Genomic DNA, 16745 nt, shown 5'->3' with positions numbered 1-16745 from the left:
GAGAAGCCCACCGACGGGGAACGATCACCTCGCCCAAGGGAAAAGATCTTCGAACGGGCTCAGAACTGCACGTCAACCCCACTCGTGAACAGCCCACCAGCAACGACTGTTCTTGAGTTAGCTCGGGTTCAGTTGACGAGATCCCGTCCGATCTGTTGATCGGGCGGGATCTTTGCATTTCCTGGGCTTGTTCTATGGGTGCTTGAACGCCGGTGGGGCCGAGGCCGGCCCTTGAACAGGCCGTGGCGGTGGGCGAGTTCGGGGACGCCGAGCCAGGCGCGAGCCTGTGGCCGCAGTTCGCCGGTCAGGACGCGGAAGACTGCGGCGAGGCCGGCGGTGTGGTGGTAGTGCGGCGACAGAAGCAGCCCGACCGGCACAGTGCGCACCGGCAGTCCGGCAGGTCCCGGACGGCCCGTGAGTTCACGGTCGATCAGTTCCAGCGCGCCGGAGTGTGTCGAGCTGGCCGACCTTCAGGGGAGGCACGTGGTGTTGGTAGCGGGTCAGGGAAGCGGCCGAGGCGAGGCCGGCGGCCTTCGCGATCAGGTCGTGGTCGATGTGGGCGGCCATCAGCTCCACGATCCACGTCGCCCGCAAGTCGGCTCAAGACTGGTTGACGAGATCCCGTCCGATCGATTGATCGGTCAGGATTTCGTCGCCACTTCCGGGGGTGTCGCTACGCCCGGCCGAGGCGGGTGATGAAAGGCCGGAGGGACCAACCGGTGCGGCGCAGGCCGCCCCAGAGGCAGCAGGTGGCCGTGATGAGCGCGAGCAGGGCGGCGCCGGTGGCGGACGGCATCCCGTTCATGACGAGGACGCCGGCCACGACGATGACGAGCCCGTCGAACTGCCAGACGAAGACGCGGAGGGCGGAGAGGTCGCCCAGCGGCGTGATGATGGGGAGCAGCAGTTCGACGGGCAGGTTCATCTTCATCTCGCGCAGGAACCTGGCACCCAGCACGAGCACCACCGATCCCGCCGTGAGCAGCACCGCGTCGGCCGGTCCGCCCTGGAGCGGCCGCCGGGTCATGGCGGTGACACTGCTCGCGAGTCCCACGGTGACGACCACTGCGACGACGGGCCAGGCCAACGTGCGGGCGAGCAGCCCACCCCACCATTCGCCGAGCAGCGTGGCGAGAGCGAGCTCGTCGCGCAGCCCGCGCCAGCTCTCACCGACCCATCCGGACCCCAGGTACACCCCGACCGCGCCGGCCGCCCAGGACAGCGTCGCCGGCCGGGCGTCCGGCTCGGCGACTCCGAGCGTCAGCAGGACGCCGCCGGTCGGCAGGAACGCCGCCGCCGCGATGGCGCGGCCCCGAGTACGGACCGCCCGGACCGCACCTTGGACGAGGTGGCCGCGCAGCCGCCCGTCCCGGCGCGTCAGGGCGGAGGTGAGCCCGCGCGGTTGGGGGCGGTACAGGTCGAGCGCGTGGTGGAGCGTGCCGGTCCAGGCGAAGGTCTGGGCTTCGGCGGCGCGCGCCGATTCCCGGGTGAGCCGGGCGAGATCGACCGTACGGACGGACCGGAAGGCGGACCGGCCGAGGACGGCGGCGGCGACCGCGAGCACACCGGTGACGAGCCACAGGCCGCCCCCGCCCAGGAGGGCGGACCGGCCGAGCAGCGCGATGGCGGTCGCCGCGACGGCCACGGCGCCGGCGAACAGAACGTTCTCGCGGACCGTACGGATCTGGCTCCACAACCAGGCCACGGGGGCGACGGCGCCGATGCCGACCGCGACGGCGACGCCCTGCGGCAGCAGCGTGCTTCCCGGGTCGTCGAACAGGTCGGTCGCGAGGAACGCCGCCGTACAGACTGTCAGGAACGTGCCGAGCCCCGCGTACGCGAGCCGGCGGCGGGCGATCGTGTTGAGGTAGTCCGCCGGGGACAGGTCCGTCGTCGTGAAAACGTGCAGCACGAACGGCTTGAGCACCAGAGGTCCCCAGAACCGGCTGGTGAGCTGGGCCCCCCAGACAGCCACGGCCGCGACCAGGCAGGCCGCGGATGTCGCCGGCCCGGCGGAGGGCAGGGGGACGAGCGCCTCCGTGGTGCGCATCAGGTGGACGACGGGTGCCACGTAGACGGCGCCGAGGATGACGCTGAGGTAGACGGTGTACGCCCAGTCCTGCACCGTGGCGCGTCCGCCGCGGTGGGCGTACCGGTGCCGTACGGCGTGGACGCGGTCCCTGGGGTCGGCCTCGATCGTGGTGGCGCTGTCCGTGGTCATCCCAGCTCCATGACGCCGTCGCAGGCGTCCACCATGGCGGCCTCGTGGGTGGCGACCAGGAACGACGTCCCCTGCTCCGCCCGCTCGGCGAGCAGGGCGGCGACGAGGTCGACGCGACCGGCGTCGAGGTGCCGCTCGGGTTCGTCGAGGAGGATGACGTCGGCCGGGCGGACCAGGGTCAGGGCCAGGTTGAAGAGCTGGAGTTGGCCGGAGGAGAGCTGGGAGGGGAAGCGGGTGCCCAGCGCGGTGAGCCCCAGCCGCCCGATGATCTCGTCGGCGCGGTCGGCGGTCTCCGTGGTGTTGCCGAACCAGGAGGCGGCGACCATGGTCACCTGCTCGCGGAGCGTCATGTCACGGGCGACGGGGATCGGTTCGACGAGCGAGGCCATCAGGCGCCGGTGCCGTGGCCTGGCCATGTCGACGGTCTCGCCGCGCACGAGCACGGCGCCGCCCGTCAGCCTCCGGCTCCCCAGGAAGGCACGCAGGAGCGTCGTCTTTCCGGAGCCGTTGCTTCCGGTGAGGCACCAGAACGCGCCGGGCATCACCGCGAACGTCGTCGGGGCGAGGAGAGTGGTCCCGTCCAGGACGACCGTGGCGTCCTCCGCGGCGATCGCCGGCACTTCGCTCACTGCCGCTCCAGAACGACCAGCATCTCCCGCGAGCGGGCGGTGTAGGGCTCTCCCGCGTACGACCCGTCGACGCCCGTCACCTCCAGCCCCGCGATCCGTGCCATCAGCCGGATCTCCGCCACCGTGGCCCAGGTGGCGTGCTCGTGGAACACGGTGAGAGTGGACGCGCCCTGCACCTGGAAGATGCTCAGCACCATCTGGGCGGCGCGGTCCGAGGTCTGCGTCACCGTCACCATCCGCTCCCGGCCCAGCGGGTAGGTGACCGACCGCGCGTCGCCGCCCGCGCGCTGGAACTCGGACGGGTCGGTGCAGTCCAGGAAGGCCGCGCCGCCCGGCTTCAGGTGCCGGGCGATGCCCCGCAGGAGATCGATCTTCTCCTCCTGCTCCTGGGCGAGGAAGAAGGTGTTCCGGGACATCGTGACGACGTCGAACGCGGAGTCGACCCGGAGGTCGCGGAAATCGCCCTCCACCGCCTCGATGTCGCGGTCGAGGCGCCTTTTCTCCAGCACGTCCAGCGACGGCCGGGAGGCGTCGACGGCCACGACCCGCGCACCGGCCTCGGCGAGCGCGAACGAGGACACGCCCGTGCCGCACCCCAGGTCGAGGACGGTCGTCCCGTCCAGGGACCGGTGGGACGACACCCAGGCCACCAGCCCGGCCCCCGGGGAGAGCCTGGACGACACCAGGTCGTACGCCTCGATCGCCGCCTCGTCGTACACGCTCGGTTCACTCACCGGAACGCCCCTTCTTCCGCATCCTGTTGGCCACAGCCAGGGCACCCGGCAGGTTGAAACCCACCTCTGCCGTCTGCCGGTCGCTCGCGCGTACGCCGTTGACCCGCGGCGCGAACTCGACGTTCGGGCGCAGCTTCAGTCTCCGCACGTTGTCCTCGACGATCTCGTTGGACCCCGGGAACGTGTCCGCGATCACCAGGGGCGCGTCGGTCAGCTGGAGCATCATGAGGGCGGGCGAGTCCGCGCGTCCCTGAGCCAGGCGCATGACGGTGTCCAGCGTGGCGGGGAAGACGAGGAAGCACTCGGAGGAGCCGCTCTTCCCCGAGTTGACCTCGCGCGGTACGTCGGGGTCGTCCCAGGAGTCGACCCACACCGCGCCGTTGGCCAGGTGGCGCAGCGCCCGGACCGCCAGGAACCGCGACGCGGCGGGCGTCACCGACACGTTCACGGCCAGCTCCGGCTGGAACTCCCGCAGCCAGTGGAGCCACCACGGCACGAGCGCGGCGCTGATGGAGCCCGTGACATGGACGTGCAGCTCCGCCCCCTCGAACCTCTCCATGGTCACGCGGCGGCTCCCGCCGGGCGGCGGGTGGCGTCCAAGGTGATCCACTCGGAGGTGAGGACCGGCTTCATCCGCTGCTCCTCGGGCGCACTGGGGAACACGTTCATCAGCAGGAATTGCAGCGCCCGAGCCTCGTCGGTCACCGCGGCCCGGCTCGCCGCGAGCACCAGGTCGTACGGCAGGCTCCGGGTGACCCACGAGAAGTCGGCCTGATTCGCGCTCATGACGGAGAGCTGCTGCATGGCGTCGAAGAGCGCCTTGGGCCCGCGGCTTTGAGGGTTGTACAGCACCTGTGTCCATCCGTGCGGTACGACGGGCGTCACGTCGCGCCACGGCGTCGGGCCCTCGTCGGTGGTCTCCCGTACCAGCAGGTGCACGTTCTGCACGCCCGGGTTCGGTGCGAAGAATCGCCAGCCGGGAATGGGCCAGCCGCCCGTGAACATGCGCATGTCCTGGTTGTACGAGTCGGGGGTGTTCTGGAGCACGGTCGCCACCAGGTGCGCCGCGAGCGCCCCGACCGCGACGGCGGCCACCCCGCCCTTGAGCCGGTCAGCAGACATCGATGAACCTTCTGATAGCGCCCTCGACCAGTTCGGCGTGCTCCCGGTACCCGATGATCGACCGGTGCGCCGAGCCGCGTACCACCTCGTACTCCGCCCCGAGCTTCTCGGCCAGCACCGCCTGCTGGTCGGCGTACTCGTCCGAGGCGACGACCAGGACGGAGCCGACCGCGCCGAGGCGCTCCACGGCGCCCTGGGTCTTCATACCGCGGTACTCGCGGACCGAGTTGACGATGTTTCTCGGCGAGAACACGAACTGCACGTGGCTGTACTGGACGTCGGGCGTGTAGCCCGCCTGTCGCTCCACCGCGTTGGGAGCCCACTCGTAGATCCCGGTGAGCGCCGCCACGAGCGTGTAGACCTGCGCCTGGAGGAAGCGGCCGAGCCGCCTGCGGTCCGTGCGGTCCTCGTCCAGCAGCACCGGGTCGGTGCCGTCGACGACGATCAGTTTCTCGACCCGGCCGGCGAGGGGCCCTTCACCCAGGTAGGAGGCGGCGCTCAGCGACCCGATCGAGTGGGTGGCCACCACGATCCGGCCCTCGACACCGACCTCGTCGAGCACGGCGGCGAGGAGGTCGCCGTTCGCCGCCCGGGACGTCGTGAGCCCGTATCCGGAGCGGTGGTAGCGGATGACCGTATGGTCCTCGGCCAGGCTCTCCGCGACCCATTCCCACGATTCGAAGGACTGCCCGAGGCCGCACTCCAGGATGATCACCGCGCCGGAGGGGGTCCCCTGTGCGGGGCGGTCCACTCGGTACTCGATGTCGCCGTGGGCGTGGCGGAGCCGTGCGGCGCCCTTGGGGCCGAGGCGGCGCTGCTCGGCGATCCGGCGCTTTTCGCGGGCGATCAGCGCGCTCGTGAGGACGGCGCCGGCGGCGATGCCGAACACGGCCTTCTCGAACGTCCGGGAGGTGCCCCGGGTGTCCAGAACGTAGCCGACGGCTCCATGCGATCCGAAGAACCCCCAGACGAAGCGCGGCAGTTCCATGGCGGTCGCCACGCCGACGTGGAATGCCTTGACGGCCGTGAGCGCGTGGGAGGCATGCTCGCGCGGCAACAGGTAGACGAGCGGGAAGGACGTCTCCCACACCACCGTCCCGACAGTCAGGGCCCGGCAGAGGCGCGGGTACTCGCGCAGGATCGTCGCGGCGGGGCCCCGGCCGTACGCCTCTGTCCGGAGGACCTCGAGCAGCGCGTCGCCCTGGACCCAACTGCTGCCGAATGCCTTGGAGATCCCCGAGACCGCGTAGCTCAGTCCGGCCTGGAGGTTGACCGCGCGCAGGAAGAGGTCGTCGGAGAGCCGCTGGTCGGGAATCAGCCCGGTGAGGGCCCGGTACTGGGTGATGACCGCTGTCATCTGGTCCGCGCCGTCCCGTCCGTACGGAGTACGGATCTCACTCAGCCGGTTGCACGTCGCGATGACCGCCGCGGCGGCGATCTGCGCGTTCCGGTTGCCACGGGCAAGCACCAGCCCCGCCGATGCGGCCAGGGTGACTCCCGCGAGTAATCGGGGGGTGCGCGGATGGTCGAGTACACGGCCCAACCGGTGTCTCAATGTGCCTTCCGGATACTGCTGGGCCGATGTGCCCCTCAGATATCCGTCCTTTTCGAATTCCTCGCGGAGAAAAAGGGTTTCCGCAGCCGCCAGAGCCTGACCGATCCCTATCGGAAGAAATGTGCGATCCGCCGCTTCCTGGGCGACTGTAGAATTCGATTTGCGCTGCCCCCGCCACTTCCATTTCACCAGACTGTCCGTCTCCCCCGTCGCATACCTGGCCGTTGTCGTGAGTATCGCGGAACCGCGCGCCGGAGAGGCCCGGACATGACGGGCCTCTCCGGCGGCAGGCTCAGTCCTGTGTCAGCAGACCAGGCAGATCGTGCTGCCCTGGATCACGAATTGGGCAGCGGCCGGCGTGGCCGGTGTGGCCATGGCCGGCGTCTCGCAGTCCGCGTGGAAGCCCGGGACCGCCAAGCTGAGAACGCTGTTCGCGAACTCCTGCGCCGCCAGAGCCTCGGCGGAATTCGAGCCCGTGAGAGTCATTTCGGATCGCACTTCACTAACCTTTCGCCAATGGACATGCGAGCGAATGGTCTCGGCGCATCGAACGTTGCCACCCCCGTCGCCCGCTCTGAGTGAACGTGCTGTACAACGTTTGCAACTCAAGGTCGCGGGCCGATCTTAGGCGGACCTTAAAGGAATCGTCAAGGCGACTGTCCCGTCGGTCGCTGAATGGTGTGGGGCGCGGAAAGCGACAGAATTAGCGACTCTTTTCGGTCATCCAGATAAAATCTTTACAAGGGGCGACTCGGAAGGCTGGGGCGGTGATTTCGTTGGCGGTGACGGGTTCCTGCGGGCCTGGGGAGCTCGGACCGGTCGGCGCCGTCCGGATCGAGGCCGGGCCGACTGCTGGGCGCGTGGTGGTCCTGCTGATGCGGATCGGCATCTGCCATGTCAGGGCGTGTACCCACCGTCCGCTCAGGATGGGCTCTTCTGCTGACGGGGTGTCCGGGGGAGGGCGCCGGAGACCGGGGTGGGGCCGGGTGGGGTTTCGTTGTCCGGGTGGCGCAGGACCCAGTCGTCGAGGTCGAGGGCGGCTTCCAGGGGCTCCTGGAGGACGTAGGACGGGAGTTGGGCGGCCGTGGCCGGGTCGGGGGCTGTGGGGCGGCGCAGTTGGTCGTGGAAGGCCGCCTCGGCGAGGGCGAAGCGGACGCGGGCGGCGCGGGGGGAGATGTTCAGGGTGGTGCCGATGGTGTCCCAGTCGGTGCCCGCGAGGCGTTCGTGGACGGCCGCGGCCTCCAGGAGTCGGTGGGCGGCGGTGAGGATGGCGGCGGCCTCGGACAGGAGGGCGCCGGGGGTGGGGGAGGACTCGGGGATCGGGACGGCCGTCCGGGCGAGGTCGGACAGGAGGCACGCGCGGTAGGAGACGGCCACGCGCGCGTGGAGCGGCGCGGGGATCTGTTCGGTCATGGGGGGGCTCCTCGGCGTCAGCCGCGTAGGAAGTACAGGACCGTCATCGCCGCCGCCGTCGCCAGGACGATGCCCTGGAGCAGCCGGGCGGGCATCCGGCGGCCCAGGTGGGCGCCCGCGAAGCCGCCGACGACCGCGCCCGCCAGGAGGGCCGTCAGGTGACGCGGGGCGCTCAGCGCGTCGGAGGCCGCGAGGAACAGGACCGTCGCGCTCAGATAGACGGCCGTCACCTGCGCCGTGCGCATCGGATTGCCCGTCGCCGCGTCGAGACCCGTACCGACGCTCCACAGGGCCATCATCAGGATGCCTACGGCTCCGCCGAAGTATCCGCCGTACACGCCCAGCACGAACTGGCTCGTCAGGAGGGCGGGCGGGGACAGCAGGGCGGTGCGTCCCCGGGAGGCGGCGAGCGCCCGGGAGAGACGGGGACCGCAGGCCAGGGCCACCGTCGCGAACGCCAGCAGCCAGGGGACCGCCGCGTCGAAGGACGACGCCGGGAGGGCCAGCAGGAGCGCCGCGCCGACCGCGCCGCCCAGCACGCTGATCGCCGTCAGGGTCCGCGTCGAAACCGCTCCGACCTGCTTGATCTCCCGCCGGTACACCCACGCGCTCGCCACCGAACCGGGCACCAGCGCGACCCGGGACACCGCGTTCGCGGTGACCGGGGGCACGCCGAGGGCGACGAGGGCGGGCAGCGCGACGAACGTACCGCCGCCCCCGATGGCGTTCAGGGCGCCGGAGGCGACACCGGCCAGCAGGACGATCAGCAACTCGGACACCCGTCGAGCATCCCGGTACCACCGGCGCGCCCACAATGCGCGATCGACGCATCCTGCCTAAGGCCCGGCCGTAGGCTGAGGACGTGCGCTACGACCTGGACGACCTGCGGCTCTTCCTCCACGTCGTGACGGAGGGGTCCATCACAGCCGGCGCCCGCAGGATGCACCTCAGCCTCCCGTCGGCCAGCGCACGCGTACGCGCGCTGGAGCGCCAGGCGGACGTCGCCCTCCTGGTCCGCGAACGACGCGGCGTACGGCCCACCCCGGCCGGCACGACCCTCGCCCGGCACGCGCGCGACGTGCTCGACCGCACCGCCCGCCTGGAGGGCGCCGTCGCCAGCTACAGCCGCTCTCCCACGGCCCCGCTCGTCCTGCTGGGCGGCGGCTCCGCCATGCACCGGCTCGTGCCGCGGGCCCTGGTGACGTTCCTCGGCGCGCACCCGGACGTCGATGTCACGGTCGGCGAGAGCCCCACCCCCAGGACCGTGCGTAGACTCGCCGACGGCGAGGCGGACCTGGGCGTCGTCATGGAGGCGGAGGCGCACGACTGCGGCCTGCGGACGGAACCCCTGGGCGACGACTCCCTCGTCGTGGTCGGACAGGCCGGGGGGATTCTCTCCGGGCGGACGTCCGTGTCGTACGCGGAGGCCGCCGAGCATCCGCTCGTCGGGCTCGACGAGAGTTCCTCGCTGCGCCGCTGGATCGACCGCTGCCTCGGGGAGCGCGCCCCGGTGGCGCGGTACCGGACGACCGTCGTGAGCCTGAACGTCCTGGTGGCGCTCGCGACGGCCGGGGTCGGCCTCGCGGTCGTCCCGCGCCGGGCCCTCGATCCGGGGCAGCCGCTCGACGTGTGCGAACTCCAGGACGCCTGGGCACACCGCCGGCACCTGCTGGCCTGGGGCGTCAGGGACAGCCCCAGGACGGCCGTCACGGCCCTCGCGGACCACTTGAGGCGGGCGGGGCTCGCGGAGCCGGTCTCCGGGGCCTCAGGGGCCGTCGAGGGCGTTTGAGGAGCGCCGGGGGAACGCGGCGGGAGAGGGGGGCGGGGGAGGGCTTCCCGCCGCGTGGCTCCGGCCCGTCACGCCTTGCGCCCCGCACGCGCGCCGAGCGCGGCTGCCGACGCGAGGACCGCGAGCAGCGCGCACACGGCCGTGACCGCGCCCAGGGCCGCCCAGGGCGGCGACAGGGCCGGGGGCGCCGACAGGAGGTGCAGGGCCGCGCTCATCCCGGAGAGCTCGGCGAACGTCACCAGCAGGCCCAGGCACGCGCCCGCGCCCACGACGACGAGGGCCTCCAGGGCGGTGAGGCGCAGGAGTTGGGCGCGGGTCGCGCCGGCCAGCCGCAGGGACGTCAGCTCGCGGCCCCTGTCGGACGCGGCGATCAGCAGGGTGTTGACCAGGGCGAGGGCTGTGTAGAGCACGGCGATGCCCAGGACGAGGAAGACACCCACGCGCGCGGCACGGTTCGAGGCGGGACGGGTGGCCGACGCCCACTGGGCCGTGGTGAGCGTCCGCACCCCGCCCACCGCGCGGAGCGCCGCCTCCACCGCCGTACGGTCGGCGCCCGCGCGTACGCGTACGTCGACGCGGTCGACCGTCGCCCCGGGGGCGTTCGCCGGGGTGACGTACGCGCCGCCCGCGCCCGTGCCGACGGCGAGGACGGCGGCGATCCGCAGGGTCCGGGGCGTGCCGTCCGCGAGCCACACGCCGACCTTCTCGCCGACCCTGTGCCGCGCCCATTCCTCCGTGACGACGATCGAACCGTCGTCGAGGTCAGTGAGGCTCCCGGCCGTCACCGGGAGCCGCGAGACGGCCTCCAGCAGAGCCGGATCGACCGCGCGGGCCTCGGACTTCACCAGGGCGACGCCGTCCTCCAGGGTGTGCAGGACCGTGGGGGCGGAGGCCGACACGACGGCTCCCGGGAGGTGCTTGAGGCGTTCGGCCGAGGCCGGGTCCGACGGCAGGGCGACGAAGTCCGCGGCCGTCTGCTGACGTGCTTCACGCACGCGTGCCTCCGCGAGCGTCGCGGGGGCGCCCAGGAGCGACCCGGAGAGGGCGACGGTGACGAGGACGGGCGCCGCCAGGGAGGCCGTGCGGCGCAGGGCGGCGGAGGCGTTCTCGCGCGCGAGGAGACCCACCGCGCCCCGGAAGCGGGTGGCCGGCCAGGAGAGCAGCCGGACCAGAGGGCGGATCAGGACGGGCGACAGCAGGGCCACCGCCGTGATCAGCAGCATCGGGCGGCTGATGTACGTCTTGCGGTGCAGGAGGTCGCCCGGGTCGCTCAGCAGGCCGTACGCCAGGGTCGCGACCGCCGTCAGCAGGAGGGCGGCGCCGCACCACCGGCGCCCCCGGGGCAGCGTGTCCGTGTCGACGGACGCCTCGCGCAGGGCCTGCGTCGGGGCGGTGCGGCCCGCGCGCCAGGACGCGGCCACCGCGCCGCTCAGGGCGACCGTCAGGCCCGTCCAGAAGGCCGCGTGGTACGGCCAGGACCGGCCGCCGACGGTGAACCAGGAGGGGGCGAGACCGGCGTCCACGACCAGGTCCGCCGCGTACGGTGCCGCGTACGCGCCGAGCACGCAGCCCGCCGCCGACGCCAGGACACCGATCAGCAGGGCCTCCGCGAGAACCGTCCGCCGGACCTGTCCCGGCGTCGCGCCCGCCATCCGCAGCAGGCCGAACTCGCGGCGCCGCTGGGCGACCGTGAACGCGAACGTGGAGGCCACGACGGCGATCGAGACGAACCCGGTGACCCCGCCGGCCGTCCCGAACAGGGCGTTCAGCCCGGTCAGTTGCTCCGCCTGACGGTCCGGACGCGCGTCGGCGTCCGCGCGGGCGGCACCGGTCAGGACCTTCGCGTCCGTGCCCGCCAGCGTGGCGCGGACGGCCGCCGCGTCGGCCTCGACCACCGCCTGGACCGTCCGCGGGGCGAGGGCGGCGGCCTGGGCGTCCGTGAAGAAGAGCGCGCGCTCGAAACCGAGGTCGTCCGCGCGGCCGACGACCGTGAACGTGCCCTGGGACGTCCGGAGTTGAGCGCCCAGTGCTGCCCAGGTCCCGGTCGCCACGACCTCGTGGGAACTTTGCGGCGGACGTCCCGCGTTGAGGCGGTACGGGGCGAAACGCGCCGTCGACCACGGGTGGCCGATGACGTCGCCGCCTAGGCCGACCGGGAAGGCCCGGTCCTCGGTGACGCGGCCCGTGGCGCGCAGGGCGGTGAGGGTCTCGGCGGAGAGGGGGTGCGGGATGGCGAGTTCGGCGGTGCGGACACCGGTCGGGGTGGGCACCCTCAGGGTGTCCTCGGCGCGGACGACGACGGGCGCCGCCGCGAACCGCTCCGGGACGCGCGGGGGCGCCTGGAGCGTGGCGGCCAGTGCCTGCCCCATGACGACGAGCAGGGCCACCGCGGGCGCGAGGGCGACGAACGCGCCGAGGAACGTCACCCAGCGCGTACGCAGGCCCGCCAGAGTGAAGCTCAGCACGGCAGCGCCTCCTGTCGGGCACCGGGAGCGGCGGGAAGGCACGCGTGCGTGCCGGGGGCGCTGCGAGCGCCCGGCCCCCCTGCCGACAGCCCCGCCATCCGCGCGGCGATCGTCTCCGCCCCCGCTCCCGCCAGCTCGCCCTGCACCCGCCCGTCGACGAGGAACAGCACCCGGTCCGCGTACGACGCGGCCAGCGGATCGTGGGTCACCATGACGACCGTCTGGCCCTCGGTGTCGACCATCCCGCGCAGCAGCCGCAGCACCTCGCGGCCGGTCGACGAGTCCAGGGCGCCGGTCGGCTCGTCGCCGAACAGCACACGCGGACGGGTGATCAACGCCCGCGCGAGGGCGACGCGTTGCTGCTGGCCGCCCGACAGCTCGCCGGGACGCCGGCCCGCGCGGTCGGCGAGTCCGACCCGGGCGAGCACCTCACGCACCCGCGCGGGCGCCGGACGACGGCCGGCCAGCCGCAGCGGAAGGGCCACGTTCTGGGCGGCCGTCAGGGACGGCAGCAGGTTGAACGACTGGAACACGAAGCCGATGTGCGCGCGCCGCAGCAGCGTGAGCCGGCGCTCGCTCAGCCCGGTCAGCTCGACGCCGTCGATCCGCACCGAACCGGACGTCGGCCGGTCCAGGCCCGCGGCGCACTGGAGCAGCGTCGACTTGCCGGAGCCGGACGGTCCCATCACGGCGGTGAAGGACCCGGCGGGGAAGGTCACGGAGAGGTCGTCGAGGGCGGTCACGCCGGCGTCGTACCGCCTGGTCACGGAGGTCAGTCGGACGGCGGGACGGGGTGTGTCGCCGGGTGTGGCCGGAGCTGTCGAGGTCATGGAGCCAGCGAACCGTCCGCAGGCCCGCGCGGTCGTTGGGGCAGGGGCGACACCTGGGGTGGGGCCAGGCATACCCCCGGGGGTGGGCTTCGCCGTATGGCCTGGTCCGCGCGGTGCTTCTACGGTGATCCGCATGGGGCGGGACGAGAGCGCGCGGAACGTGTGGGAGGGCCTGGCCGGGCGGGGGTACCTACTGTCGCCGTGGCCCTGGCGGGCGGTGCTGTATCTGCTGACGGGCGCGCTGACCGGGGCGTTCGTCCTGGTGGGGCTGGTCCTGCTGACGGTCGCGGGGGGCGCGCTGGCCGTCGTCCTCGTCGGGCTGCCGCTGCTCGGGTGCCTCGCGTTCGCCGGGCTGCCCGTGGCCGCGCTGGAACGGCGCCGGCTGCGGCTCGTCGACCGGGAGGAGGCGCCCGGGGCGCACGCCGAGCCCGTCGTACCGGGGCTGCGGGGCTGGCTGGCCGTACGGGTCCGGGAGCGGGCCACCTGGCGGGAACTGGGGCACGCCGTGCTGACGGCCTGCCTGTGGTGGCCGGCCGAGGTGCTGCTGCTCGCCGTCGCGCTGGGCGGGCCGCTGGCGGCGATCGCGACGCCGGTGCTGTTCGGCACGGTCGGCGGCGGGCGCGAGACCAAGGTGCTCAAGGTGTGGACGGTCACCGGGTGGCCCGCCGCCTGCGCGGCCTGCCTGGGCGGGATGCTGCTGCTGGCCGCCGGGCTCTACGTCCTCGGCGTCGCCGCGGGCGCGCGCGGTGCGCTGACCCGGCTTCTCGTCGCCCCGCGCGGGAGCGACCTCGGCGCACGGGTCGTCGAACTCACCCGCTCCCGGGCCCGTCTGGTCGACGCCTTCGAGGCCGAGCGGCGGCGCATCGAACGCGATCTGCACGACGGCGCCCAGCAACGGCTCGTCGCCCTCTCGATGGCCCTCGGCCTCGCCCGTCTCGACGCGCCGCCGGGCAGCGCGCTCGCCGGGCAACTGGCGCGCGCGCACGAGGAGGCGGGCGCGGCGCTCGCGGAACTCCGGGAGCTGATCCAGGGCATCCACCCCCGGGTCCTCGTCGACCACGGGCTCCCCGCGGCCGTCGCCGACGTCGCCGACCGCTCGCCCGTCCCCGTCGAGACGCGCTGCGCGCTCCCGGGGCGGCTGCCGGACGCCGTCGAGGCAGCCGCGTACTTCGTGGTCCGGGAGGCGCTCGCCAACGTCGCCAAGCACAGCGGCGCCGGGCGGGCCTGGGTGCGGGTCGCGCTGCGGGAGGGGCGGCTGGTGGCCGAGGTCGGCGACGACGGGCGCGGCGGGGCGGACGCCGCCCGGGGGAGCGGGATCACCGGGCTCGCCGACCGGGTGTCGGTGGTGGGTGGAAGACTGGCGCTGAGCAGTCCGGTGGGCGGGCCGACCGTGCTGCGGGTGGAGATGCCCTGCGCTGCCGGGCGTTGACGGGGGAGAGGGAGCGCCGGTGGGGCTGAGGGTCGTCCTGGCCGAGGACGGGGTGCTGCTGCGCGACGGGCTGTGCGCGCTGCTCGACCGGTTCGGGCACGAGGTCGTCGCGGCCGTCGGGGACGCGGACGGGCTGCTCGCGGCGGTGCGGGAGCAGGCGCCGGACGTCGTCGTCACCGATGTCCGCATGCCGCCCGGGTTCCAGGACGAGGGGCTGCGTGCCGCCGTCCTGCTGCGGGAGGAGCGGCCCGGGCTGCCGGTGCTCGTGCTCAGCCAGTACGTGCAGCACGCCTACGCCGCCGATCTGCTCGACTCCGGGGACGGCGCCGGCGTCGGCTACCTCCTCAAGGACCGGGTCGGGCAGGTCGAGGAGTTCGTCGCCGCGCTGACCGAGGTCGCGGGCGGCGGGACGGTCGTCGATCCCGAGGTCGTACGGCAGTTGCTGCGCCGCCGCCGGGACCCGCTCGCGCGGCTCACCGCACGGGAGCGGGAGGTGCTGGCGCTGGTCGCCGAGGGGCGGTCCAATGCGGCGGTCGCCCGGGAGCTGGTGGTGTCGGAGGCGGCGGTGGGGAAGCACATCGGGTCGATCCTGGTGAAGCTGGATCTGCCGCCGGAGGGGGAGGGGCATCGGAGGGTGTTGGCGGTGTTGGCGTTCTTGCGGGGGTGAGGGGCGGGGTGGGAATGGGGTGGTGGGGCGGGGTGGGCGGGGTGCGGAAAAAAGTTTTGGGAAATCTGCGGATTCGTGAACCGGGTGGCGGGGCCGGAACGATGAAGGGGTACGGGCGGGGAAGGCGGGAGGGGACGGGAGAGAGGGGCTGAGGAGGTGAGGGGTTACAGCGGTTTCGCGTAGCAGAGGCTCGACTGGTAATCGCGGTAGTAGCCGAACTTCGGGCACGGCTCGTAGCCGCTGGAGAGGTAGAGGGCGATGGCCTCGGGCTGCTCGGTGCCGGTCTCCAGGACCATGCGGGTGCGGCCGGCGGCGCGGGCGTCGTCCTCCAGGGCGGCGAGGATGCGGCGGGCCAGGCCGACGCCGCGCATCTCGCGGACGACGAACATGCGCTTCAGTTCGGCGTCGCCGTCCGAGTAGCCCTCGTCGTTCTGGTCCTGGCTGCGCCAGCCGCCGGTGGCGACGGGGCGGTCGGAGTCGTCGTAGGCGATGAGGTAGAGGCCCCGGGGCGGCTGGAAGTCGGAGGGTGCCAGGTGGGTGGCGTCGCCGCCGTCGCCGTAGCGCTCGTGGTACTCGGCCTGGACCTCGTCGTTGAGCTTGACGGCGTCGGGGTGGTCGAAGGGGAGGTTGCGTATGTTCATGCGTTTCACTGTACTTCTATGCAGGAGGGGAGGCGGGTGGTTGTCCGGGCTTGGTCCAGTGTGCCGGTATCGTTCCCGCGGGCTGACGGTGACCAGGGAAAAAGGGTGTCACGTGGCCGCGAGCTGAGAGGCGAGTGTTGTGTTCACCGTGACGACCGTGAACGTGAACGGGCTGCGTGCCGCCGCGAAGAAGGGGTTCGTGGAGTGGCTCGCGGAGACTTCCGCCGATGTGCTGTGTCTCCAGGAGGTGCGGGCCGAGGAGAAGCAGTTGCCGGAGGAGGTGCGGGCGCCGGAGGGGTGGTTCGTCACGCATGCGCCGGCCGCGGCGAAGGGGCGGGCCGGGGTCTCCCTCTACACGCGGCGTGAGCCGGACGCGGTGCGGGTCGGGTTCGGGTCGGAGGAGTTCGACGGGAGCGGGCGGTATGTCGAGGCGGACCTTCCCGGTGTGACGGTCGTATCGCTCTACCTGCCCTCCGGTGAGGTCGGGACCGAGCGGCAGGACGAGAAGATCCGGTTCATGGACGAGTTCCTCGCGCATCTCAAGGGGTTGCGGGTGCGGGCCGCTGCTGAGGGGCGTGAGGTTCTCGTCTGTGGTGACTGGAACATCGCTCATCAGCAGGCCGACCTCAAGAACTGGCGGGGCAACACGAAGAACTCCGGGTTTCTGCCGGAGGAGCGGGAGTGGTTGAGCGGGGTGTTCGACGAGGGGGACGGGGGGTACGTCGATGTCGTGCGTGCGCTGCATCCCGATGTTGAGGGGCCGTACTCCTGGTGGTCGTATCGGGGGCGTGCGTTCGACAACGACACGGGTTGGCGGATCGACTATCACGTCGCGACGCCGGGGCTGGCGGGGAAGGCGGTCAAGGGGTATGTCGAGCGGGCGGCGACGCATGGGGAGCGGTGGTCGGATCATGCGCCGGTGACGGTGGTGTACGAGGTGTGAGGGGTTGTGGGGGTGGCTGAGTTCTGGAGGGTGCGGGTGCGTTGTGGCTGGTCGCGCAGTTCCCCGCGCCCCTGAGGTTCGTGGGGGTTGCTGGGTTCTGTCGGGTGCTGCTGCGCTGAGTTTCCGTGAGTGGCTACGTTCGCCTGCCGCCTGCCGCCTGCCGCCTGCCGCCTGCCGCCTGCCGCCTGCCGCCTGCCGAACGGCGCCCGGCATCTGGGGATGGTGCTTGCCCGGGGTTGGGCCGGGTAGTTTTGCCCGCTGCCCGCTGCCCGCTGCCCGCTGCCCGCTGCCCGCTGCCCGCTGCCCG

Annotated in this window: 17 protein-coding genes; 4 read left to right on the top strand and 13 right to left on the bottom strand. The window is 72.7% G+C overall.

Translation table 11 applies throughout. The features are described from left to right. Positions 1-420 precede the first annotated feature (420 nt). From ABZX85_RS50325 to ABZX85_RS50280, 10 genes are all read right to left on the bottom strand, one after another. Entirely contained in the window at positions 421-594 is a 174-nt protein-coding gene (locus ABZX85_RS50325) for a hypothetical protein (protein WP_355885155.1), read from the bottom strand. Between the two features lie 79 nt (positions 595-673). After that, complete coding sequence (locus ABZX85_RS50320) at positions 674-2221, bottom strand: hypothetical protein (RefSeq protein WP_355885154.1); 1548 nt, start codon at positions 2219-2221, stop codon at positions 674-676. Continuing rightward, positions 2218-2850, bottom strand: a complete 633-nt coding sequence (locus ABZX85_RS50315) for an ATP-binding cassette domain-containing protein (RefSeq protein WP_355885153.1) — start codon at positions 2848-2850, stop codon at positions 2218-2220. The genes ABZX85_RS50320 and ABZX85_RS50315 overlap by 4 nt, the downstream gene beginning before the upstream one ends. Then, a complete protein-coding gene (locus ABZX85_RS50310; protein ID WP_355885152.1) occupies positions 2847-3584 on the bottom strand; it encodes a class I SAM-dependent methyltransferase in 738 nt (245 codons plus the stop codon). Before ABZX85_RS50310 ends, ABZX85_RS50315 begins: the two co-directional genes overlap by 4 nt. Next, entirely contained in the window at positions 3577-4143 is a 567-nt protein-coding gene (locus tag ABZX85_RS50305; RefSeq protein ID WP_355885156.1) for a CypD family RiPP peptide-cysteine decarboxylase, read from the bottom strand. The genes ABZX85_RS50310 and ABZX85_RS50305 overlap by 8 nt, the downstream gene beginning before the upstream one ends. Before the next feature lie 2 nt (positions 4144-4145). Further along, positions 4146-4706, bottom strand: a complete 561-nt coding sequence (locus ABZX85_RS50300) for a hypothetical protein (protein ID WP_355885151.1) — start codon at positions 4704-4706, stop codon at positions 4146-4148. Beyond that, entirely contained in the window at positions 4696-6249 is a 1554-nt protein-coding gene (locus ABZX85_RS50295; RefSeq protein WP_355885150.1) for an alpha/beta fold hydrolase, read from the bottom strand. Before ABZX85_RS50295 ends, ABZX85_RS50300 begins: the two co-directional genes overlap by 11 nt. A gap of 315 nt (positions 6250-6564) precedes the next feature. Continuing rightward, on the bottom strand, positions 6565-6747 hold the full coding sequence (locus ABZX85_RS50290) for a cypemycin family RiPP (RefSeq protein WP_355885149.1): 183 nt from the start codon (positions 6745-6747) through the stop codon (positions 6565-6567). A 435-nt stretch (positions 6748-7182) separates the two neighbouring features. Next, positions 7183-7674 (bottom strand): hypothetical protein, encoded by a 492-nt coding sequence (locus ABZX85_RS50285; RefSeq protein ID WP_355885148.1) that lies wholly within the window; start codon positions 7672-7674, stop codon positions 7183-7185. 17 nt (positions 7675-7691) lie between these two features. Then, positions 7692-8453 carry a sulfite exporter TauE/SafE family protein gene (locus ABZX85_RS50280; RefSeq protein WP_355885147.1) on the bottom strand — a complete coding sequence of 254 codons (762 nt, stop codon included), beginning with the start codon at positions 8451-8453 and terminating at the stop codon, positions 7692-7694. An 83-nt stretch (positions 8454-8536) separates the two neighbouring features. On the opposite strand from ABZX85_RS50280, the gene ABZX85_RS50275 reads away from it, so the two are divergent. Next, positions 8537-9463, top strand: a complete 927-nt coding sequence (locus ABZX85_RS50275) for a LysR family transcriptional regulator (RefSeq protein WP_355885146.1) — start codon at positions 8537-8539, stop codon at positions 9461-9463. Between the two features lie 68 nt (positions 9464-9531). On the opposite strand, the gene ABZX85_RS50270 is transcribed toward ABZX85_RS50275, so the two are convergent. Together ABZX85_RS50270 and ABZX85_RS50265 are read right to left on the bottom strand one after the other, a co-directional pair. Beyond that, entirely contained in the window at positions 9532-11928 is a 2397-nt protein-coding gene (locus tag ABZX85_RS50270; RefSeq protein WP_355885145.1) for an ABC transporter permease, read from the bottom strand. Further along, a complete protein-coding gene (locus ABZX85_RS50265; protein ID WP_355885144.1) occupies positions 11922-12758 on the bottom strand; it encodes an ABC transporter ATP-binding protein in 837 nt (278 codons plus the stop codon). The genes ABZX85_RS50270 and ABZX85_RS50265 overlap by 7 nt, the downstream gene beginning before the upstream one ends. 133 nt (positions 12759-12891) lie before the next feature. Between ABZX85_RS50265 and ABZX85_RS50260 the strand changes: the two genes are divergently transcribed. Next, entirely contained in the window at positions 12892-14187 is a 1296-nt protein-coding gene (locus tag ABZX85_RS50260) for a sensor domain-containing protein (RefSeq protein ID WP_355885143.1), read from the top strand. 19 nt (positions 14188-14206) lie between these two features. Beyond that, positions 14207-14854 (top strand): response regulator transcription factor, encoded by a 648-nt coding sequence (locus ABZX85_RS50255; RefSeq protein ID WP_355885142.1) that lies wholly within the window; start codon positions 14207-14209, stop codon positions 14852-14854. A gap of 164 nt (positions 14855-15018) precedes the next feature. On the opposite strand, the gene ABZX85_RS50250 is transcribed toward ABZX85_RS50255, so the two are convergent. After that, complete coding sequence (locus ABZX85_RS50250) at positions 15019-15495, bottom strand: GNAT family N-acetyltransferase (protein WP_355885141.1); 477 nt, start codon at positions 15493-15495, stop codon at positions 15019-15021. A 139-nt stretch (positions 15496-15634) separates the two neighbouring features. On the opposite strand from ABZX85_RS50250, the gene ABZX85_RS50245 reads away from it, so the two are divergent. Next, positions 15635-16438, top strand: coding sequence for an exodeoxyribonuclease III (locus ABZX85_RS50245; RefSeq protein WP_355885140.1), 804 nt, complete (start codon positions 15635-15637; stop codon positions 16436-16438). The last annotated feature ends 307 nt before the right edge of the window (positions 16439-16745 follow it).

Source organism: Streptomyces sp. NPDC004539, assembly GCF_040610055.1.
GTDB lineage: Bacteria > Actinomycetota > Actinomycetes > Streptomycetales > Streptomycetaceae > Streptomyces.
Note: the sequence above shows the minus strand (reverse complement) of the source record. Positions and strands in the feature narration are given on the sequence as shown.